Annotated in this window: 17 protein-coding genes; 10 read left to right on the top strand and 7 right to left on the bottom strand. The window is 62.6% G+C overall.

Annotation, left to right across the window (positions count from 1 at the left end):
* Entirely contained in the window at positions 1–720 is a 720-nt protein-coding gene (locus VJZ71_19840) for a phosphatidylserine decarboxylase family protein (GenBank protein ID HKQ50335.1), read from the bottom strand.
* A gap of 116 nt (positions 721–836) precedes the next feature.
* Between VJZ71_19840 and VJZ71_19835 the strand changes: the two genes are divergently transcribed.
* On the top strand, positions 837–2,066 hold the full coding sequence (locus tag VJZ71_19835; protein HKQ50334.1) for a glycosyltransferase family 4 protein: 1,230 nt from the start codon (positions 837–839) through the stop codon (positions 2,064–2,066).
* Here VJZ71_19835 and VJZ71_19830 read toward each other — a convergent pair.
* Positions 2,063–2,263 (bottom strand): hypothetical protein, encoded by a 201-nt coding sequence (locus VJZ71_19830; protein ID HKQ50333.1) that lies wholly within the window; start codon positions 2,261–2,263, stop codon positions 2,063–2,065. The genes VJZ71_19835 and VJZ71_19830 overlap by 4 nt on opposite strands.
* Positions 2,264–2,364: 101 nt before the next feature.
* Between VJZ71_19830 and VJZ71_19825 the strand changes: the two genes are divergently transcribed.
* The 9 genes from VJZ71_19825 to VJZ71_19785 all read left to right on the top strand — a co-directional run bounded on the left by VJZ71_19825 (position 2,365) and on the right by VJZ71_19785 (position 12,208).
* Positions 2,365–3,270, top strand: a complete 906-nt coding sequence (locus VJZ71_19825) for an NAD(P)-dependent oxidoreductase (GenBank protein HKQ50332.1) — start codon at positions 2,365–2,367, stop codon at positions 3,268–3,270.
* A 160-nt stretch (positions 3,271–3,430) separates the two neighbouring features.
* The gene (locus VJZ71_19820) at positions 3,431–3,880 is read left to right on the top strand and encodes an ArgR family transcriptional regulator (GenBank protein ID HKQ50331.1); all 450 of its coding nucleotides are present in this window, start codon (positions 3,431–3,433) and stop codon (positions 3,878–3,880) included.
* Complete coding sequence (locus tag VJZ71_19815) at positions 3,870–5,171, top strand: argininosuccinate synthase (GenBank protein HKQ50330.1); 1,302 nt, start codon at positions 3,870–3,872, stop codon at positions 5,169–5,171. The genes VJZ71_19820 and VJZ71_19815 overlap by 11 nt, the downstream gene beginning before the upstream one ends.
* On the top strand, positions 5,077–6,381 hold the full coding sequence (argH, locus tag VJZ71_19810; GenBank protein HKQ50329.1) for an argininosuccinate lyase: 1,305 nt from the start codon (positions 5,077–5,079) through the stop codon (positions 6,379–6,381). The genes VJZ71_19815 and argH overlap by 95 nt, the downstream gene beginning before the upstream one ends.
* A gap of 3 nt (positions 6,382–6,384) precedes the next feature.
* Complete coding sequence (proB, locus tag VJZ71_19805; protein ID HKQ50328.1) at positions 6,385–7,512, top strand: glutamate 5-kinase; 1,128 nt, start codon at positions 6,385–6,387, stop codon at positions 7,510–7,512.
* An 82-nt stretch (positions 7,513–7,594) separates the two neighbouring features.
* A complete protein-coding gene (locus tag VJZ71_19800; protein HKQ50327.1) occupies positions 7,595–8,848 on the top strand; it encodes a glutamate-5-semialdehyde dehydrogenase in 1,254 nt (417 codons plus the stop codon).
* A gap of 43 nt (positions 8,849–8,891) precedes the next feature.
* Positions 8,892–9,995: a hypothetical protein gene (locus VJZ71_19795; GenBank protein HKQ50326.1), complete on the top strand. Its 1,104-nt coding sequence runs from the start codon at positions 8,892–8,894 to the stop codon at positions 9,993–9,995.
* Positions 9,996–10,071: 76 nt separating this feature from the next.
* Complete coding sequence (locus VJZ71_19790) at positions 10,072–10,854, top strand: polyprenol monophosphomannose synthase (protein HKQ50325.1); 783 nt, start codon at positions 10,072–10,074, stop codon at positions 10,852–10,854.
* A 310-nt stretch (positions 10,855–11,164) separates the two neighbouring features.
* A complete protein-coding gene (locus VJZ71_19785; GenBank protein HKQ50324.1) occupies positions 11,165–12,208 on the top strand; it encodes a bifunctional oligoribonuclease/PAP phosphatase NrnA in 1,044 nt (347 codons plus the stop codon).
* A 1,208-nt stretch (positions 12,209–13,416) separates the two neighbouring features.
* Here the strand turns inward: VJZ71_19785 and VJZ71_19780 are convergent.
* The 5 genes from VJZ71_19780 to VJZ71_19760 all read right to left on the bottom strand — a co-directional run bounded on the left by VJZ71_19780 (position 13,417) and on the right by VJZ71_19760 (position 21,370).
* Positions 13,417–14,946 (bottom strand): carbohydrate porin, encoded by a 1,530-nt coding sequence (locus VJZ71_19780; protein HKQ50323.1) that lies wholly within the window; start codon positions 14,944–14,946, stop codon positions 13,417–13,419.
* Between the two features lie 57 nt (positions 14,947–15,003).
* Positions 15,004–17,376 (bottom strand): arylsulfatase, encoded by a 2,373-nt coding sequence (locus VJZ71_19775; GenBank protein ID HKQ50322.1) that lies wholly within the window; start codon positions 17,374–17,376, stop codon positions 15,004–15,006.
* Between the two features lie 90 nt (positions 17,377–17,466).
* Positions 17,467–18,081: a hypothetical protein gene (locus VJZ71_19770; GenBank protein HKQ50321.1), complete on the bottom strand. Its 615-nt coding sequence runs from the start codon at positions 18,079–18,081 to the stop codon at positions 17,467–17,469.
* Positions 18,082–18,285: 204 nt separating this feature from the next.
* Positions 18,286–19,605 (bottom strand): alpha/beta hydrolase, encoded by a 1,320-nt coding sequence (locus VJZ71_19765; protein HKQ50320.1) that lies wholly within the window; start codon positions 19,603–19,605, stop codon positions 18,286–18,288.
* Between the two features lie 157 nt (positions 19,606–19,762).
* On the bottom strand, positions 19,763–21,370 hold the full coding sequence (locus tag VJZ71_19760) for an arylsulfatase (protein ID HKQ50319.1): 1,608 nt from the start codon (positions 21,368–21,370) through the stop codon (positions 19,763–19,765).
* Positions 21,371–21,417 lie beyond the last annotated feature (47 nt).

The following is a 21,417-nucleotide window of genomic DNA, read 5'->3' as shown; positions in this document are numbered from 1 at the left end:
CTAGCCGCGCGCCGCCGTGGCAGCCGACTTCCGGGCCGCCCGGCCTTCGGCTCCACGTCGCAGCATTATAGTTTGTCCGCCCGTGACATGGTCATTCAGCGTGACCGCCGGCTCCAGGCCGCAGTCCGCGGGTACGATCAGTTCGGTGCGCGAACCAAATTTGATCAGCCCCAGGCGCTGACCGCGCTCGACGCGGTCTCCTGCCTTGATGTTACAGATAATCCGCCGCGCAATCAGTCCCGCGATTTGCCGCACCACGACGGGTCCGCCGAGGTCATCCTGGGGATCGATCACGATCGTATTGGCTTCATTGCGCACGCCGCACTCAGGGTGCCGGGCGTCCAGGAACGCGCCGGGATGATATTCGGTGCGCACGACGCGCCCCGCGCAGGGCACGCGATTGATGTGCACGTCGAAGACGGAAAGGAAGATGCCGATCCGCAGCGCCGGCCCGGGAAAACCCTCGCAGCGCGTCAGCCGCGTGATCTCGGTCACCTTGCCATCCGCCGGAGCGACCAGCACGCCGGGATCGTCGGGGATTTTTCGCCGGGGATCGCGAAAAAACAGAAGCGTAAACACCCACAGATCGAAAAGCGGAAAGAGGGCGATCCAGTACCACGGCGAAATAAGTAGGGCGGGAATCGCCGCGGCCGCGCTCAATGCCAGGAAGAGCACCGTGGCAATCAGTATCTCGCGGAGACCTTCACGGGCAATGGGCATGGGTGTCCTTTCCTGGCGACGCATTATACGCGCAAAGGACCGCGGAGAAATCTCGGTTGAACCGCGCGTGGGGCTGGTTGATTGACCATCCCTTCTGCCCTACATTGCGGACGCGCATGAACCTCATCTATATCCACGAGTACTTCGTCACCAATGAGGGCACCAGCGCGACGCGCAGCTACGACGTGAGCAGGTACCTCGCGCAGTGGGGCCATAGAGTGACGATGATCACCGGTCTGCACGAGCAATCGGGGTTAGCAAGGCTCCCCTGGTGGCGGCTTTTTGCCGAGCACGACATCGACGGCATCCGCGTGGTGACATGCAATTCGTACTACAGCAACAAGCTGCGGGTGCACTGGCGGATGTGGGCCTGGGCGAAATTTGCCATCCTGGCCACATGGGTCTGCCTGCGCACGAAGAACGCCGATCTGATCTTTGCGACGAGCACCCCGCCGACCGTGGGCATCCCCGCACGAATCGGCTCAGCGATGAAAGGGATTCCGTACGTGTTTGAGGTGCGCGATCTTTGGCCGGAGGACCTCCTCGCGGCGGGGCGGATGAAAAAAGGTCTCGCCTATCGATTCTGGGAATGCCTCGAAACGTTTTGTTACGCAAGGGCCCGAAAGATCCTCCTAGTCTCCAAGGGTTTTCACGATCGTCTCTTGGAGCGGGGCTTCGATCCCTCCCGATTGAAAACGATTGTTCTGGGGGCCGATGGGTCTCTCTTCAGGGACGTCGCGCCGGATTCGACCTACCTCCGCGAGAACGGCCTGGATGGAAAGATTGTCGCCGTCTACACCGGGGCTCACGGCGATGCCAACGGCCTCGACCAAATCCTTGACGCTGCAGACCGGCTTCGCGATCGGACGGATATTGTCCTTGTCATGATCGGCACGGGCATGATGCGCGATGGGCTTATGGCCTCGGCGGCCCAACGCAACCTGACCAACGTCCGATTCCTTCCGCCGGTGCCCAAGCTGCGGCTTCCCGCGATCCTCACCGGTTGTCACATCGGCCTGATGATCCTCAAGCAGATCTCCCGACCACGCTGGGTGACGCCCAACAAGATCTTCGACTACATGTTTGCCGGTCTGCCGACGATCGTGAATTTCGCCGGGACGACGGCGGAGATGGTGGTGGCGGACGGCAGCGGAGTGGTGAGTACGCCCGGTTCGGCGGACGATCTCGCCGCGAAGATTCGATATTACGCGGACCATCCCGAGGTGCGCGCGGCCGTTGGCCGGCGCGCGAGGGAAATCGCCCGGCAGAAGTACGATCGCGAGGCCATTGCCCGTGAGTTGGCGGACGTTTTCGAGGAGGTTACCCGGGCTGCAAGGACGGGCTAATGGGCGGCAAAGAGCAGGACGGCCACCACAATGGCCCCAAAGGTGGGCGGAAGCAATGTAGCGCCGACAACGATCGATTTGATTCCAGCGACAACGGAGGCGTCCCGCCATGGAAGTGCTTGGCGCACGACGGGCAAGGGTGCGTAGCCGATCTCAACCACGGGCATTCTCAGGCCATAGGCATGTGCGGCATCCATTGCGGAGACCTTTCCCAAAGAGGAAGTATGTAGTTTTGCCGGCCGAACGTCCTATTCTATCATGCCATCCGCGGGTTTTCGCGATCGGAAAGGGATGAGGAATGAAGATCGGATGGATTGGTACAGGAGTCATGGGCCGGTCGATGGCCGGACATCTTCTTTCGGCGGGTCATGAGCTGGTCGTGTTCAATCGCAGCCGGTCGAAGGCCGAGTCGCTCCTGGAGCGCGGCGCCCATTGGGCAGGATCACCGGGCGAGGTAGCCCGCCAGTGCGAATGCGTCTTCACCATGTTGGGTTATCCGAAAGATGTTCGCGACGTGGTCCTGGGTGCGGATGGGGCACTCAGCGGGATGGGAGAGGGCGGATGGCTTGTCGATTGCACCACGAGCAGTCCATCCCTGGCCGTCGATATCTCCGCGGCGGCCAGTGCCAGGGGCATCGAAAGTCTTGATGCGCCGGTCAGCGGGGGCGATATCGGGGCACGGAATGCCACGTTGTCTTTCATGGTCGGAGGGAGTCCTCAGGCCTTTGAGCGCGGCAAGCCCCTTTTCGAGAAGATGGGGAAGACCATCGTGCTCCAGGGCGGCCCCGGAACCGGCCAGCACACGAAAATGGTCAACCAAATCCTGATCGCCGCCGGGATGGTGGGTATCTGCGAGGGGTTGGTCTATGCCCGTGCTGCCGGACTCGATCCGCAACGGGTCTTGGAGAGTGTCAGCGGAGGGGCGGCGGGTTCGTGGAGCCTGACAAATTACGTCCCGCGGATGCTGAAAGGCGATCTGGCGCCCGGCTTTTATGTGGAACACTTCCTGAAGGACATGAAGATTGCCCTAGAGGAAGCGGACCGGATGAAGCTCCAGCTACCCGGCCTGTCGCTGGCCCGCGAGCTTTACACGAAACTGGCGGAGATGGGCGGCGGCCGCAACGGCACCCACGCCCTCATCAAGGTCCTCGAGGCTATGAACGACCAGCGGGGCCCCGGCCGCCTCGGTCCGTCGGCTCCCTAGTCACATCAATGGTCCGTGTGGCACGGTCTCGCAGCAGCGAGGCCGTGGGCGCCTATGTTCAACACGGCCTGCCCGCTTCGCGGTCAGACCGCGCCACCCGGCTATAAATTTCCCCCAGAATTATGTTGCATAACTGTGCATACTATGCAATAATGAATACATGGTCGCCAAGGCCGAGAGATGGGAACTCATCCGCCGACTCGTCCGGCAGGGCGAGGTCGGCACGCAGGACGACATCCGCCGGGTCCTCCGCCGCGAGGGACTGGCCGTCGATCAATCGACGCTCAGCCGCGACCTGATCGAATTGGGTATTCGTAAATCCGCCGGTCGTTACGTGATCGAGCAGGCCAAACCGGCGGACGAGGGAGAGATTGATTACTCCGCCGTCGTCGAGAGTTTCACGACGTGCGGTCCGCACCAGATCATCGTGCGGACCACGACGGGGCAGGCCCAGCCGGTCGCCGTCGCGATCGATGAGAAAGAGGAGCCGGCGATCGCCGCCACGTTGGCCGGCGACGACACGGTCCTCGTATTGACCAAAAGCCGCCGCACGCAGGTCGTAGCCCTGCGGCGGTTGGAACAGTGGTTCGGAGACAAGCATGAAAGATAACAAGCGCTGCGTGCTCGCCTTTTCCGGCGGGCTGGACACCACGACGATCGTCGTCTGGCTCAAACAACGAGGCTATGAGGTCCACGCCGTCCTGGTCGATGTCGGCCAGCAGGAGGACCTGACCGGCCACGTGGAGAAGGCCCTGCGGCTCGGTGCAAAGTCCGCGGTCATCTGCGACGCGCAGCCGGCCATGCTCGACACGGTCATCCCCAAGGCGATCGGCCTGGCGGCGACTTACGAGGGCAATTACCGCCTCGGTACGGCTTTGGCGCGCCCATTCATCGCCGCCGAACAGGTTTGCTTGGCCAAGAAACTGGGCGGGGCGACGCTCGTTCACGGCGCGACTGGCAAGGGGAATGACCAGATTCGCTTCGAGTTCGCCTATCGCTCACTCGCGCCGGAGTGTCCGGTGCTGGCCCCGTGGAAGGTCTGGGACCTCCGCGGCCGCCGGGACATGATCGACTTTCTCCAGAAGGCCGGCGTCTATGACGACTTCGCCGTGACGAAGGACTACAGCATGGACGAGAACCTCTGGCACCTGAGCGTCGAGGGCAGCGATCTGGAGGACCCCACGGCGTCTCTGGATATCGACGAAGTGCTGGCAGCGGTGGCCGATCGCTTCGCAGGAGGCTTGCAGCAGCCCGCCGGACCGGCGAGCGTTCGCGTGCGGTTTGTAAATGGCATCCCTGTCGCATTGGGCGGCAGGGAGATGGCGCTACAAGACCTCCTGGCGACGCTGAATAGCCAATACCGTGCGGCCCCTTGGGCGTGGGATTTGGTTATCGAGAACCGCTTCACCGGCGTGAAGTCGCGAGGCGTGTACATCAACCCCGCGGCAAAGTTGCTGCACCTGGCCGCCGATGGCCTGGCCCGCTGCACGATGAATAAGCCGGTCTATGAGCAATATTGCGATCTCGGCCGGCAATACGGGACCATGATCTATCGCGGCGAGTATTTCTCGGATCAACGCGTGCTGCTCGACGCCGCCGCCTCCGCCGCGATGGCGCACCTGAACGGCGAGGTGACCGTGCAACTCGCGCCGGTGCCGTACGTCGCACAGGTCCGCGCCGATGCGCCGATCTTCCGAAAAGACCTTTCGACCTTCGAGAAGAGCGACTTTTCGCATCAGGACGCAGCCGGGTTCATCCGCCTCAGTTGGCTGGGCAATGTCGGGCGGACTTTCGTGGAGCAAGAGAATGGCAACGCTGTGGAAGCAGGAGACGACGCTGCATCCGACGTTCGACGCGATGAACCGGTGTCTGGCCGACGACTGGTTCCTGCTTCCGTTTGAGTTGCGCCTCCAGCGGGCCCACGCCTCCGCGCTGACAGCGGCGGGCATCCTGAGTGCCGATGAGCATGCCGCGCTGAATCGGGCCCTCGACACGATCGAGCGGAACCACGGCGGGGGACTCGTGCCCGTCTCGCAGGCCGAGGACATCCATACCTGGCTGGAGGAAGCGCTGACGGAACTGGCGGGCGAGGCGGGGCGGAAGATCCATACGGCCCGCTCTCGTAATGACCAGGTCGCGACGCTGCTCGTGATGTTTGTCATCGAGACCGGTCGCGGCATGGGACAGGCGTTGAGTCGGCTGGTGGAGTTGCTCTGCCGCCGGGCCAAAGACTGGAGCGAGTTGGCGTTCCCGTTGCTAACTCATACACAGTTCGCTGCGCCGGGGACGGTAGGATTTTGGGCGTTACGGTATGCCGCTGCGTTGGATCGAATCCGCCGGCACGTGAAATGGCTTGGCGGACATTGGCGCGAATCGTGCCCGCTCGGCAGCGGGGCGGTCGCCGGTTCGTCGATTCCCATCGACCGGCGGATACAGGCGCGGGAATTAGGCTTTGACGGCCCGTCGAAGAATGCGCTTGCTTCGACATCGTGCCGCGACGAGGTATTGGAATACCTGGCGGTCGCCGCACAGGTGTCGCTGCATTTGCAAAGCTTCGCGGCGGATGTGATCTCATTCGCGCAGACGCCGCTGGCCTGGACGATTTACCCGAAGGCCTTCGCAACGGGCTCGTCGATGATGCCGAACAAGTCCAATCCGGATGCAATGGAACTGTTGCGCGGCGAATGTTGCAGAATCGCGGCGGCGCACGGTCAGGCATTATTGCTCATGAAGGGCCTGCCGAGCGGCTACAACCGTGATCTGCAGTGCATCAAGCCTCTGTTGCGTGACACGGCTCAGTCGCTGGGAACGATGCTGGAACTGACGACGGCTTTTGCGGAGGGATTGGGGTTTGACGCGGCCCGGCTCGGTGAAGCGCTGAAGGTCGGCCATGTCGGGGCGACGCTGCAAATGGAGCAGAAGGTAAAAAACGGCTTGCCGCTTCGTGAGGCGCACCACGCCGTCGCGAACGAACTCGCCGAAAATCCCGCGACGGTGGACGTCAACGGCCCACGACTCGTGAACCAATATCAGACGATCGGCAGCGCCGCGCCCGCCGAGACAAGGCGGGTCGCCGACGAATTGCTTGCGGCGATACATAAGGAGAAATAGACGTTGATCGAGGCGGTAGCCAACGGAAACGGAAAACGAAAGCTGGGGAGGATCAAGCGCGTCGTCGTCAAGGTCGGCAGCGCGGTCATCGCTGGGAAGGGCAAACCGCGCCCCAAGGTCATCGAGAATCTCGCGTACGACGTGACCGTGCTGCGCCACCAGGGCTACGAAGTCGTCATGGTCGCCTCTGGGGCCGTGGCGGCGGGCTTCGCGCTCATGGGCCTGGAGGCGCCGCCGACGACTGTCGTCGAGCGGCAGGCCGCCGCGTCCGTCGGCCAGCACCGGCTGATGGGCCTCTTTGCGAAGGCCTTCGAGCGGCATCGCTTGCATGTGGCGCAGCTTCTCATGACGGCCGACGACATTGAAAACCGCCGCCGCTTCCTCTCCGCGCGGCACACGCTCCAGACCCTTTTGTCTCGTGGGATCGTGCCGATCATCAACGAAAACGACGCCCTTTCCGACGATGAGAGCAAGGTCGGCGACAACGACCATCTCGCCGCCCTCGTGACCAATGTCGTTTCCGCTCAGCTTCTCATCATGCTCAGCCGCGCCAAGGGCGTCTACGCCAACGGAGACGGCAGCGTGATCTCGCAAGTCGAAGTCGGCTCGTCCGTCGAGGAGCATATCACCACAGCGCTCAGCGAATCCGGCGTCGGCGGGATGATCGCGAAGGTCTCCGCCGCCCGCCTCGCCGGTCAGGGCGGCGTTCCCACGATCATCGCCGACGGCCTGGAAGCCGGGCTGTTGCCCCGCATCGTGAAAGGCGAGGACATTGGTACGCTCTTCCTGCCGCGCGAGAGCAAGTTGACCTCACGCAAGCGCTGGATCGCGCTACGCAACCGCTCGCACGGCGTCCTCCGCGTGGATGCCGGGGCGCGGCGGGCGATTCTGCAAAAGGGGGCGAGTCTGTTGCCGACGGGCATTCGTACTGTACAAGGGCAATTTCCTATGGGCGCCCGCGTCGAGCTTCAAGACGAAAGCGGCCGGGCTTTCGCCGTGGGCCTCGCCTCCTACTCGGCGACCGAAATCCGCCGCCTGCAGGGCCGAAAGCGGAGCGAATTCAAGGAAATCCTCGGCTATGAATACACCAAAGAGATCATCAACCGCGACGACATGGTGGTGATGGAGTAGCGGTCGGCAGGTGTAGCGTCCAGCGCCCCTGCCGGCCGTAGAACAAGAGTTTGCGCCGAAAACCGACTTGCCGTATTAGAACATGATCAAGGTAGAATCCATCGAATCGCTCGCTCAGCGCGCCCGTCGCGCGGCCGCGGATCTCGCGCACTTGAATACGGCCGTTAAGAACGATGTCCTTCTCGATCTTGCGGGCCGAATCGAAAGCGACGCCTTCCGGATTCGGCAAGCCAACGAGCAGGACCTCGCCGCCTCCAAGGCTGCCGACCTTGGGAATGCCAAACTCCAGCGACTGGAGCTGACCGACGCCGGTATTCGCCAGATGGCAGCAGGTCTGCGACAAGTCGCCGCCCTCGATGATCCCGTCGGCAAGATCACCCGCGAGTACACCGCTCCCAGCGGCATCCTTGTCCGCAAGGTCCGCTGCCCGATCGGCGTGATCCTGATGATCTACGAGGCCCGGCCGAACGTGACGATCGACGCCTTCGCCCTCTGCTTCAAATCGGGCAATGCCTGCATCCTCAAGGGCGGCCGCGAGGCGCTGCATTCGAATCTGGCCTTGATGGAACTGGTGCGGCAATCGCTCGACGCGAAAGGCGTCACGCCGGACGCCGCTGCGTTGCTGACGACCTCGGATCGCGAGGAACTCAAGGCACTGCTCAAGCTGGATCACTACATCGACCTCGTCATTCCGCGGGGCGGTACCGAGCTGATCCGCTTCGTCCACGAACAATCGCGCATCCCCATGGTCCAGCACTTCCACGGTGTCTGCCACATCTTCGTGGACGCCTCCGCGGATGTGGATCGGGCTGTCGATATCTGTGCGACGGCCAAGACCAGTGGACCGGCCACCTGCAACGCCGTCGAGTGCTGCCTCGTCCACGAGAAGATCGCGCCGGCGTTCGTGCCGAAGCTGGCAGCGAGGTTGGCGAAGGACGGCGTCGAACTTCGCGGCGACGAGACGGTCTGCCGCCTCGCGCTCACGGCGATCCCCGCCACCAACGACGACTGGGGCCGCGAGTTCCTCGACTTAATCGTCGCGTGCAAGATCGTCCCCGACCTCGACGCCGCCGTTGAACATATCCACCACTACGGTTCGAACCACACCGACGCCATCCTCTCCAGCGACGAATCCAATCAGCGGACTTTCGTCGAGCGCGTCCAATCCTCTTGCACACTCGTCAACACTTCCACCCGCTTCAACGACGGCTTCTCACTCGGCCTCGGCGCCGAGATCGGCATCAGCACCTCCAAAGTCCACGCCTACGGCCCGATGGGGCTGGAGGAACTGACGACGCAGCGCTACGTGGTCCACGGCCAGTGGCACCTGCGGTGATTTGCCGCCAAGATGCCGGTTCGATCGGCAGGAGACCCGCGCCGTGATCCAGCCCCCGACTGCTCGTCCGGCCCTTGCCCCAATTCCTTTCGATCTTGCGTGCCTCGGCTGCCGCTACAACTTGCGAACAATGCCCGTTGAAGCCGTCTGCCCGGAGTGTGCCCTGCCCATCCGGCGGACCCTCGAACACGGCTGGCTGATCTTCGCCGATTCGGCGTGGCTGTGGCGCGTCCGCGGTGGACTTTCTTCCCTGTTACTCTCGCTGCTTGTTTGGCCGGTCGGTATAGCAGGCATTGTCCTTTACACGGTCGTTTCTGCCGGTGGCGAGCCGGACGAAGTGGTCCTGGGTGTATTGACGTTGGCGACGGGCCTGGCATTTATTGCCCTGTTACTTTTCGGAGTCTGGGGTGTCACGTCGCCGGAGCCACTGTCGAACCCGGGCCGCATGAAAACCAATCTCGGACACTGGATTCGCGCTCTAAATGTCGCCGCGATCGTCACCGCTGTTGTCGGCGTCTGCGTTTCATCGGGCACACATGAAATCACCGCGCCGGACATAATCAAGGTGCTGAGCATAATTGGCGTAGGCGCCGTGGGCGGGTCAGCGTATCTGCTGGGTTTCCTCTTGCTGCTCGTGCACATGCGGAGGCTGGCTCGCCGCGTGTCCAAGCCTTCGTTAGGAAACCTGTTGAGCTTTATCTTATGGAGTGGAATAGGCTTCACCGCACTTACATTAGGCGGCGTAGTTACCGCTGCGGTAATCGGCGGTCGCGGCGTCGCACCAGTCAGCGGGCCTTCGTCCGCTCCATCGCCGACGACCATGAATGTCCGTGTTCGTCCCATGGCTGTTTCCGTCGAATGGCCAAGTCCTGCGAGCGCGCCGGCGTCGGGGCCAGCACAAATTGTCTCGCCCACCACGACACCTACTGCACCCGGGGCGGTCATGCCGCCGCGCATGCCAGCCGTCATGTTCCTGAGCGTTGCCTTCGCCGTCGCTTTTTATCTTTTCGTGCTGGCTTTGGGCGGGGCTTGGCTTCTGGCTTTAATCTCCTTCCGCCGAATCCTCAAACAGACGATCCGTGAAAACTCGGCCGCTACATACAACGCCTGGCTTCATCCGATTCCATCGCCGCCTCAAGCCACATGATCGCTTGATGAACATTCGCCCCGGGTGACTCACCGGGGGCTAAACGTCGTTCGCGTTTCTTTGTAGAATCCCCCCAATGCCCCAACCGCCCGTCTCCATCGTCGTCCCGACTTATCGCGAGGCGCAGAACATTCCGATCCTGACGCGGCGGGTCTTCGAGACGCTGCGCGCCGCCGACATCCCCGCCGAGCTGATCTTCGTCGACGATCACAGCCGCGACGGGACGGAGACGCTGGTCACCGAACTGGCCGCGCACTTCCCCGTTCGGCTCATCACCCGCTTCGACGAACGGGGGCTTTCGTCCGCTGTTGTGCGGGGATTCTCCGAAGCCAAGTACGACATCCTCCTCTGCATGGACGCCGACCTCTCGCACCCGCCGGAAGTCCTGCCCGCCGTTATCGCGCCGATCGCCGACGGCCGCGCCGACTTCTGCATCGGCTCGCGCTACACCGCCGGCGGCAAAACGAAGGAGGACTGGGGCTTCCTTCGCCAACTCAACTCCCAAGTCGCCACGCTCCTGGCGCGACCGCTGACCGCCGCGAAGGACCCGATGGCCGGATTCTTCTGCCTCACGCGCGATACGCTCGATCGCGCCCAGGCCGCCGGTCTCAATCCCATCGGCTACAAGATCGGTCTCGAAATCCTTATTAAGGCCCGGTGCCAGCGCGTAACAGAGGTGCCGATCGAGTTCTCCGACCGGCTGCACGGCAAGAGCAAGCTGACGCTCAAACAGCAGATCGAGTACCTGCAGCACCTCGGCCGTCTCTATCGATTTCGCTGGCCCTATGCGCTGCCCCTGGTGCTGTTCGTCGTTCTGGTGGCGGCTTTGGCGCCAATTCTTTGGGTTTATCTTTATTAAGGCCGGACGGCCCGCCGCTTCTGTTACCTTTTGATGAGCGGAAAGTTAGCGGCGGCAACGTCCGTTTTTGTTGGGGTTAACGCACCAAAACTTCCGATTTTAACCTTGAAGAGTCTGAGACCTTCGATATCCTCAAAAACCCGGCCAGGGCTTCGGCGCCCCGCGCGTTTCCCCCCAGCGCGCACCCGAACCCTGGCCCTTTTTATTCCTTTCTACGCGGCAGCCGGGGGCGGCTGCTTCACATCAAGTACCGACGCTGGCCCGACGGTCGGTTGTGAATTATTCTATTGGCCGAAGTGAGACCTTCCCGATGGGTGAGACCGCTCCCGCCGAATCGAAAAACGCACCCCGATCCAACCGACAGCCGACGCCGGAATTCCTGCGGCAACTTACGAGCGTCCGGCGGCCGCTGGTCGTGGGTCACGTCACGCCCGACGCCGACTGCATCGGCGCGGCGCTGGGCGTGGCGGGGAGCCTCCGCGAGCATGGCATCGAGGCCGTCGTCGGCCTGCCCGCCGATTGCGTGGCCCAGCGGCTGGGCTTCATGCTGGAACTCGCTCCCACGACGCCGCGGTCGGTCGAATGGTCCACCGACGGCCGCTACGACAGCCTGATCATCGTCGACACGGCGAGCGAGAAGCGGATCAACATCCGGCCGCCGCCCGCGATGACGGGCCCGCTGCCGACCCTCAACATCGACCACCACATCACCAACATCGACTTCGGCCGCCACAACTGGGTCGATCCGCACGCCAGCAGCACTTGCGAGATGATCGCGCTCCTGCTGAACGCACTGAAGTGGCAGCCTTCGGCGGCCGTCGCCTCGCTCCTTTACGCCGGTCTGCACGGCGACACCGCGGGCTTCAGCCTGCCGTCGACGACGTCCGACGCGCTGCACGTCGCCGCCGAACTCGTTCGCGCGGGGGCCGACGTCTCGCACATCGGCGAACAGCTCTGCCGCTCGCAGGGGCAGCACGACTTCGAACTCCTGCGGCGGGTCTACGACCACACCCGCGTCGTCGCGGCCGGCCGAATCGCCTACAGCCACCTCTCCTATGCGGACATCAGCGAGTCCGGCTGCAAGGCCGACGACATCGACGACCAGGTCTCCATCCCCCGGGCCCTCAAGGGCGTGGCCATCGCCATGCTCTTCTCCGAGGGCGAGCCCGGCGTCATCCGCATCAACCTCCGCGGCGAGGGCAAGATCACGGTCCTGGAATTGGCCCAGCGCTTCGGCGGCGGCGGTCACAGCCAGTCGGCCGGCGTCCGCGTCAAGAACAAGCCGATGCAACAAGTTATCGACGAGACCGTGGCGGCGGCGCAGGAGCATCTGCGGTCGATCGGGGTGATCTGATTCCCTGACGGAAGTAATTTCCACAGATGACGCAGATGAGCCCAATGCGGAATTCGGAATGCGGATTGGGGAATAAAGGTGCAAACCACAGTGACGCCTGCCTTCGTGGGTTAACTCCTGCCGCAGATATTGTTTTCATGCGCAAACGACCGCAATGGAGCGCAAAGTCGAGACTTGAGACCTGAGGCTTGAGGGGGACCGCGGAAACTGAGCAGGTAACAGTTGAACAGGGAGAGGTGAACCCCGGGGGAGGGGGGGCGGAATTGAGCGAAATTGAGCGAAATCGCAGGGCTGTTCTTTTTTTGTTGGTGGAACAAGGCGGTACCAGGCGGAACAGGCGGAGGCCGGAGGCTTGAGACCTGAGGCTTGAGGAACGGGGGACGGCGCGGCGAAGATCGCAACGTTGAAAACACCTGAATCTCTTGAAGTTCAAGGTCATAGCGCGGAATCTCCGACCTTACGAGCCATAAGCTTTCAGCCATATGCCGTAAGCTGCACGCAGGCGGCGGCTCGCCGCCCTAGTTGTTCCTCAGCCAGCATTCTTGTTCAGCGCTCCCTGTAAAAATGAGCAGTGGAACAGTAGAAAAGGGGAGCAGGAGAGGGCGGAGGTGGATTTTGGCGGGCGGTTCACATGCCACAACGGGGCTTCGGCAATAGCCCAGGGTTGTCGCCGCGGCGAATACCCTGGGTCGCGTCGGGTCCCGCGCATGCACAACCCTGACAGGGTTGAGTCACAACGCCGTTGGCGTTGTCGTTGGATTGCGCATTGGGTACCCAGGGTAGGTCGCAAAGCCGACCAACCCTGGGCTAGGCGGACATCAACGCCGTTGGCGTTGGTTCGGCGGGCACAGGGCGGGGCGTGAGGCCGTTTCAACGGCCTTGCCCGCGGGGCCATGAGAGCGAGGGAATAAGGGAACAGGGATTAAGGGATTGAGGGGAGGCAGGGCAGGGGAGCAGAAGATAGGCGGGGGGGAGTAAACGGTGGGGTGGCGTTGCTCGGGCCGCGCGACCGGCCCTGAAGGACCTACCAAAAAGCCCGCCGTTGGCGGGAAAGCCCCGTGAACGGGACTGGGCGATGGCATGCGGCTCCCAAGTGTAGGAGAGAACATTGGTTTCCATTGCTTGTTTTCGTCAGGCGCGCGCGGCTGGGGGGCCTCACCCTCCCGAGAAGGTTAACGGCGTCCGCCACTGAGGGCGGACGCTACGGCTCAAAACGTCATCTGCGCCCGCATTCCGTAAATGACCGCCACGTCGCGGTCCTGGTAGCCGGCGCCGGGGTCGACGATGACCTGCAGGTTCGGCGAGAGGTGCAGCCAGGGGGTGATCTCGATGTTGTAGAAGAGTTCGACGCCCTGTTCGGCGTTCAGGCCGAGCATCCGGGGGAGGTCGTCGGTCATGTTGATCAGGTAATAGCCCAGGCCCCAGGTGTCATGGTCGCGGCACGGGATCGAGCCCTTGCCGCCGAGGCCGATGCTGTAGAACTCCTCGATCGGGTTGCACTCGCCGTTGGACCAGCCGAAGCGGCCGAAGAGGCCAAAACCCTGCGTGGGGTCTTCGGTCTCGGTGTAGAGGTACTGGTCAAAGTTGTAGTAGAAGCCCCAGTCATCGGGACACTTGTCGGGTCCGTCGGCGCTCAGCACGGTATCGCCCACGCGAACCGAGCGCAGCCAGCGCGGCGGCTTGCGAAGACGAAAGGGTCCGACGTTGCGGGGCAGCAGACCGAAACTCTGCTGGCGGCCGGGCAGTTGCAGCCGCGGGTCGCCGGCGAAGTCGATGAAGTCCTTCGTGGTATAGAACCAGCCGAACCGCTGATTACCGGGTTTATCCAAGAGTTTGATCTTGACGGCATATTCCTGCATCACGGTCAGCCAGGTGCGACCGTGGAAGGCGGTGTTAAAGCCGGTCATGGTGGCCGCGCCGTCGGGGTCGTTGTCGGACACGAGCGTGCTGATGGTGAGCCACTTGGTGGGGAGCAGGACGAATCCCGCCGCCATCGCGGTGTACGGCGCGGCACTCAACAGGACGGGGTTGACGTTGAACGCCGTGTTCATGAACTGGGTGTAGTGCTTGGTGTCGCCCGCGAAGACGTTGCGATCGCCCGCGGCGGTCAGGTCCATTTTTCCGGCGACGATGACAAACGTCTCGGACAGGGCCTGCGTGAGGTAGTATTCCGAAAGCGTAGTGATGCCGGGGTCGCCGGGAACGGGGAGCAGCGACTTGAAGTTCGGCGAGCCGAGGCTGCCGGTGTTGCCGTTGGTTGCGCGGCCGAACTGCGTCTCGCCGTGGAGGGTGATGAGACCGCCGGGCCAGAGGCCCATGCGGGCGGTGTCCAGACGCAGGGTGTAATCGGCGGAACCGCCGTATTCGAGCGCGCCCTTAGTGTTCTTGCCGCCGTGGGCGTTGCCCTGGAGGACCTGCGTCACGTCGAGGTCGAAGAGGACGCCATGCTCGGCGAGCTGCGTCCGCGCGCCGCCCCAGTCGCCGGTCAGGTAACCGCGCTTCCAGACGTCGCCCGAATAGTCGGGGAGCGTGGGGATGAGCGATTGGAGGGCCATGGGCTGGGTGGTCGGGTGCTTGGCGTCTTTCGCAGTTGACGATTCGTTGGCCGCGGCGGTCTCGGTCTGAGCCGGCGGGTCTGTGACCGGAGGCTGCTCCTGCGCGGCGAGGGGCGTGGCCGCCGTCAGAATGCTTGCGAGGGTCAACAGGCCGCATGTCAGGGACGCATTGCGCATTCGCATCGTACCGCTCCATCCGGTCCGCCGCGGCGGACGTGACCCCCAGGTTTTCGACTCTGCCTATTTAACGTCGATCGTGACCTTGTGGATCTTACCGGTGAACTTATTGTCGTGCTGCTTGTAATCGGGCGACACATTGGTTTCTCCATCCTCGCCCACGTCGGCGCCTTCATCGGCGGAAAAGGCGAAGGGCTGGGTCTTGGGAATGTGCCCTTCGATAGCCTTCTTGCCGTCGATGGTGATGATGGACTTGCCACCGGCCCCGGGCTTGGTCTCGTCGGGGATGAACTCGTACACGACGGTGTGTCTGCCCGGTTCAAGAGTCGAGGGGGCGGCGATGTTGGTGCGCTCCAGGGCGAAAAAGTTGTATTCGTGGTGGACCTTGCCCTCTTTCATGTACAGGGTCCAGCCGCCGAAGTAGCCGGCCTGGGCGAGGATCACGCCCTCGGTGTTCGCATCCGGCACTTCGATATCGGCGGTGATGGTGTGGTGCACGCCCTTTATGTTGATGAAGGCGTTTTCCATCATTCCAGTCATGCCGTCATAGACGGTGAGCGACTTGCGACCGCCCATGAGGTCAGGGCGACCGGCGACGGCCGGGTTGAAGCGCTCGGAGCGGCGGTCGTCGATCGGGAGGACGTGGTTCCTGATGGCTTCCTTGATGAAGAGATCCTGCAGCTCCTTCAACTTTTCGGGATGCTGGGCCGCGAGATTGTCGGCCTGGGTGAAGTCCTTGTCCACGTTGTAAAGTTCCCAGACGTCGTCCGTCAGCGGCGGGAGATGAACCATCAGCCACGGGATGGAGTGGCGGGTGCAGGCGACCCAGCCGTCATGATAGATGCCGCGGTTGCCGAACATCTCGAAGTATTGGGTGGTGTGGCGGTCCTTGGCGTCGGGATCATCCACGGTATAGAGCATCGAGACGCCATCCATGGCCCGCTGCGGGATGCCGTTCACCATTTTGGGCTCGGGGACTTTTGCCGCGTCCAGGACGGTGGGGGCGACGTCGATCACGTGGTGGAATTGCGAGCGGATTTCGCCCCGGGACTTAATACCGTTCGGCCAGTGGAGGACCATGCCGTTACGCGTGCCGCCGAAGTGGCTGGCGACCTGCTTGGTCCATTGGAAGGGCGTGTTGCCGGCCCAGGCCCAGCCGATGGCGAAGTGGGGGAAGGTCTTGGGTCCGCCCCAGTCTTCGATGTGGCCCATCATCTGGTCGGCTTTGCCGATGATGCCGTTGAGGGCCATCATTTCGTTGTAGGTGCCTTCGGGGCCGCCTTCGGCGCTGGCGCCGTTGTCGCCGACGATGTAGAAGAAGAGCGTGTTGTCCAGGACGCCGATGGATTCCAGTTGCGCGACGAGGCGACCCACCTCGTGGTCGGTGTGCTCGGCGAAGCCGGCGAAGGTCTCCATCTGGCGTTCGAAGAGGCGCTTCTGGTCGGCGCTCATGTCGTTCCAGGCGGGGATTTCCTTCGGCCGCGGGGTCAACTTGGCATCGGCGGGGATCACGCCCAGCTTCTTCTGACGCGCGAAGGTCTCCTCACGCAGGTTGTCCCAGCCGCTGGCGAATTTTCCCTTGTACTTGTCGATCCACTCCCTGGGGACATGGTGGGGGGCGTGCGTCGCGCCCGTGGCAAAGTACATGTAGAAGGGCTTGTCGGGCGTGAGGGCCTGCTGGGCGCTGACCCACTTGATGGCCTGGTCGGTCATGTCGGTGGTGAAGTGGTAATCCGGCTTTTGCGGAGGCGCAATTCGAACGACGCCGTCGAAGATGCCCGGCGCCCACTGGTTGGTCTCGCCGCCGATGAAGCCGTAGAACTTGTCGAAGCCGGAGCGCGTCGGCCAGCGATCGAAGGGGCCGGAAATGGAGACTTCCCACGGCGCGGTCTCGTGGTACTTGCCGAAGGCCGCGGTGCTGAAGCCATTGAGGCGGAGGATCTCGGCGAGGGGCGTCACGCTTTCGGGGCGGACCCCGGTGTTACCGGGAAAACCCGTGGCCAGTTCCATGATGGCCCCGGCGTTGTTGACGTGATGGTTGCGACCGGTGAGCAGGGCGACGCGGGTGGGACTGCAAAGCGCGGTGGTGTGGAAACGATTGTATTTCAGTCCCTTGGCGGCCAGCTTTTCCAAGGTGGGCATGTGGATGGGCCCGCCGAAGGCGCTGGAGTGACCGAAGCCGATATCGTCGATCAGGACGATTACGACGTTGGGCGCCCCCCGGGGCGGCTTCACTTCAAAGCGCGGCGGGGCCTTCGCATTGCGGGCGTCGAGGATGGAGATCGGGGTGACTTTTGGCTCGGGGATCGGCAGGTTCGTACGGTCGAGGTTGTCCCCTGACGGCGATGGTGCCTGTGCGTGGCCGGACGATGGGGTGAGGAACGCGCACATCGCGAGTGCGATGAGGGTGAACAGAGCGAGGAGCGTGCGATTCATCGTGTCCTTTCCAGTTGTGGCATGGTTCGGGCGTTGCAGCGTTCATGGCGTTAGTCGCATTTCTCGTAGCGGCGGATGCGGCGTCGGGTATCATGCCGGCGGTGCGCTGCCCGCCGAGGCCGCGACGTCCACGAGATCGACTTCATTGCAGCGTTCCTGGGGGTCGAACTTCAGGCGGCAATATTTCGGGCTGCCGATGCCCTCGATCATCCGGGCATCGTAAAGCTGGGCCAACGTGTTGGTCGTCTCGCTGCGGACGGTCAGCAGCGGGCGACCGAGGCCCAGCGCCGCTTCACATTCCTGCGGGGATTTGCCTTCCGCCTTTTGATCCAAGAGCAATTTGCGGGCCAGATCGATGCCGCTCGAATCGAGCTTCTCCTTCGTGACTCCGACGATCCGTTCGCGGGATATTTCCACGACATAGCGTTCGTTGCCCAGGACGTCCGTCGCGCCTCCGGGGTACACGCGCCACTTTCGCGAGCCGCCGACCTCCGCGAAGACATCGTTGGGTTGACCGAACTTGGCGTCGGCGGCGGATGGAGGCTGGCCCTCGAGTTCGTCGCCGTACTTTTGGGTCTCCACGGAATCCACGGCCTTGCCGACCAATTGGACGGCCATTCCGGCCGGGGAATTGCAGCCCGCTGCCAGAGCGACGAGACCCGCGCACATGACCATGTAACTGTATTTGCCATAAGTCTTCATCATCGAACGTACTCCCGTTTACTGTTTACCTTTTGGAAAAACCTGTTTCCAATCTTTTTTCATATCTACGACGGTCCAGCCATTCTCCGTGGCTTCGTCGAGGCCCTTGTCGAGCCGGACTTGAAGTCGTTGGTGCGAAGATGGCAATCGAACAACGCAGCATTTAACGCCACAACGATGAAGGTCGCAGGCCCGACTGAGTGCGCCTTACTTGCCTTCAAGATAATCATCTCTCAGCTCCCAGAAATTCGTCATTCGCTGTTTTAAGGGCCGGCCGTGGTCCGCACCCGGCGGACGGTTGTCACGCAGGACAAGGATCAGATCGGACGAAGCCGCGGGACTGCCGGTGAAATACGAATGCCCGATGTAGCCCGAATGCACGAGGGCCTCGACAAGGGTCACGGGCGACATTTCGAGCCAATTGCGGTGGCCGGGCGTCAATTCCGACGGTTGAAGCTGGCCGAGGCGAGCGACGCCGAGCGTCAGCGCGTCGGCCATGGCCAGCGCGCGATCCGTTGGAGAGGTGTAGATCGTGACCCGCTCGGGCATGAAGGTAAACCGCTCTCCGCATTCTCGCTGCTGGTAGACGTCGAAATCCAGATCAGGCGCTACCAGAACGACGTTACCCAGCTTCAGGGTCTCACGGGCCGATTGTGGGGCATGGGTATGTTCGATGTTCAGCTCACGCAAAGCGCTGGTGACGACCTCGGTCCCGCGGCTGTGCGCCAGGATATGTACCTTTTCGATCGGTTCGCAGCGGCCTAGCGACCGGAGCAGCTGCTTGAGATGAAAGACCGTGAACTCACAGGATACGCTGTCATAATCGTAGCCCAGGCTGCTCATTCCCCGACCGGCCGGCCAGGTGTAGCAGATCGGCACGCCCTGTCGTCCATAGAAGTGCCACAGCTCGGCCGTGGTGAACGCTGCATCGTCAAACGTGTTGGCGAATCCGTGGACGAAAATGTACGCATGCTTTCGATCGGTATGGGATAGCCGGGCCGCCAGGTCGGTGTGCAGCTTCGCTTCGGTCGCCGCGTATTCTGCCACCACTGCGGGATCGTCGATCGGCCGAGGGCCCTTCTCAACGATGGGATGGGGTACGGACGGAAAACGAGCGATCTCGCGGACCTGTTTCACCGAGAGCGGCAGCGACAGCCGGCGCTTCGCTGTGCGACTTTCGCGAGCCAGATCTTCCCAGGAGATATTGTGGCCGATTTCGACGACGCACGTGCCGAACGCCAGCGAGTGTGAGCGACCGTAGCCATACTTCGGTCCTGTTTTGGTGTCGCCTTCCGGCAGCCGGTCGGTGACATATAAGACGTCGACCTCGTTACTGCGATATTCGGGAGGCACATGGGCAAACGCGTCGTCACGGCCATAGGAATACAAGTTCGGCGTCGGCATGAGCTGGTGCTGGCAACCGCAAGCCAGACCGAGCACGACCAGAGGCGCAATGAACGTCGCCGCAGAGGCGAACCGATTGGCCCTTGTGGACGACTTCTGCCACTCCTTGTCCTTATCGCTCATAGAGCCTCCTCGAACCTCCGCAGATTATCGCCAAGAGGCGTTCAAACCTTGGTGACGCATCGCCAAGATATCCAAGGCACAGGGCGTCACGAAGTGCGGAATTGCGGTCGAATAGGGCGGACGGTCCCTTTGGACCGCCCGCCGCGGGGTAGCCGGCTTACTTGCCCATAGCCGCTCTGGCGGCCTCAATCTTCGCTTTCACGGCATCGAGGTTGAAGCTCGCGCCCTTCTGCATGGGCGGGTACTCGACCGCCGTCATGGCCAGCTTCGCCACTTCCTGCTGGACAAAAACGAAGCGCCAGAACTCGTATTGGAACCAACTGAAATAGTTCTGCGCCCCATCCTTTGTCCCATTTCCCGGCCAGCCCGTGCGCTCGAACGGGTCCAGACGAAGGTTGGTCAGGAAAGGCACATCCGCGTGGGTCTTTTCGCCCAGCCAGCCTCCCGGCTGGTCAATGAACCGGTATTTGTAGTCGTCCACGCGCACCGCCCCGAGCGTGCTTTCTCCGAAGTAGAAAATCTCATGGCGAGCCGAGGGGCCCTTGCCGGTGATCAGGTCCATCTGGTTGTAGCTGTCGAGGTGGTTCTTGTATGTCCGATCGCCGATCGTCTTGCCCTTGAGCAGGTCCTCCTTGATGTTCGGATTGCCCGCGGCGGCCACCAGCGTCGGGAACCAGTCGAGCCCGGACATGATGCCGTTCTCCACCTTGCCGGCCGGCACCTTGCCCGGCCAGCGAATCATGGCCGGTGCGCGGAATCCTCCCTCCATGACCGTTCCCTTGCATTGCGCAAACGGCGTCTGTCCGCCATCGGGCCAGGTGAAAACTTCGGTACCGTTGTCGGTGGTGAACACGACGATGGTGTCCTCGTCCACTCCCAAGTCCTTGAGCTTCTTCATGACGTCGCCGACGATGTCGTCGAGCTGGGCCATGCCGGCTTCCGAAATGGTCCAACCATTCTTCGAATTGCGCATCTTCTCGTACTTCTCTGAGAGATGGGTGACGATGTGCATTCGCGTGGGGTTCAGCCAGAGGAAGAACGGCTTGTTGTCGGCCCTGGCCTTGTCCACGAACTTGAACGCGAGATCGCGAATCTCGTCGTCCACCGTTTCCATGCGCTCGGGGCAGAGCTGGCCGGCGTCCTCTATTTTCTGCTTGCCGACCTTGCCCCAGCGCGGCATCTCGGTCGGATCGTCGTTGTCCGTCGCCCAGGAATGAACCACGTTGCGTGGCCCGACCTTGTCCAGGAGTTCCTGCGGGTAGCCGGGGTGACACGGATCCTCCATCGCGTCGAGGTGATACAAATAGCCGAAGAACTCGTCGAATCCGTGCAACGTCGGCAGGAACTCGTTCTTATCGCCGAGGTGATTCTTGCCGAACTGTCCCGTGGCATATCCCTGTTCCTTCAGCGCCGTGGCGATCGTACAAGCTTGAGAGGGCAACCCGACGGACGCGCCGGCCTGGCCGACCGTGGTCATGCCCGTGCGAATGGGCAATTGCCCGGTGATGAACGCGGCGCGACCGGCCGTGCAACTGGCTTCGGCATAGTAGTCGGTGAACAGCATGCCCTCGGCGGCTAGCTTGTCGAGGTGCGGGGTCCGGCTGGCCATCATGCCCCGGTGGTAGGCGCCAATGTTCCAAATGCCGATGTCGTCGCCCATGATGACGACGATGTTGGGTTTCTTCTCCTGCGCGTGCGCGGGGACGGCGGCGAAGATCAAGGCCGCGAGCGATGCCGCGATCAACGTCATCATTTTCTTGATCATCGAAATGGTCTCCCTTGGTTGTGGGGAGTCCATTCCCCTGGTGTGAG

It is taken from the genome of Phycisphaerae bacterium, from assembly GCA_035275405.1.
Taxonomy (GTDB): domain Bacteria; phylum Planctomycetota; class Phycisphaerae; order UBA1845; family UTPLA1; genus DATEMU01.
Note: the sequence above shows the minus strand (reverse complement) of the source record. Positions and strands in the feature narration are given on the sequence as shown.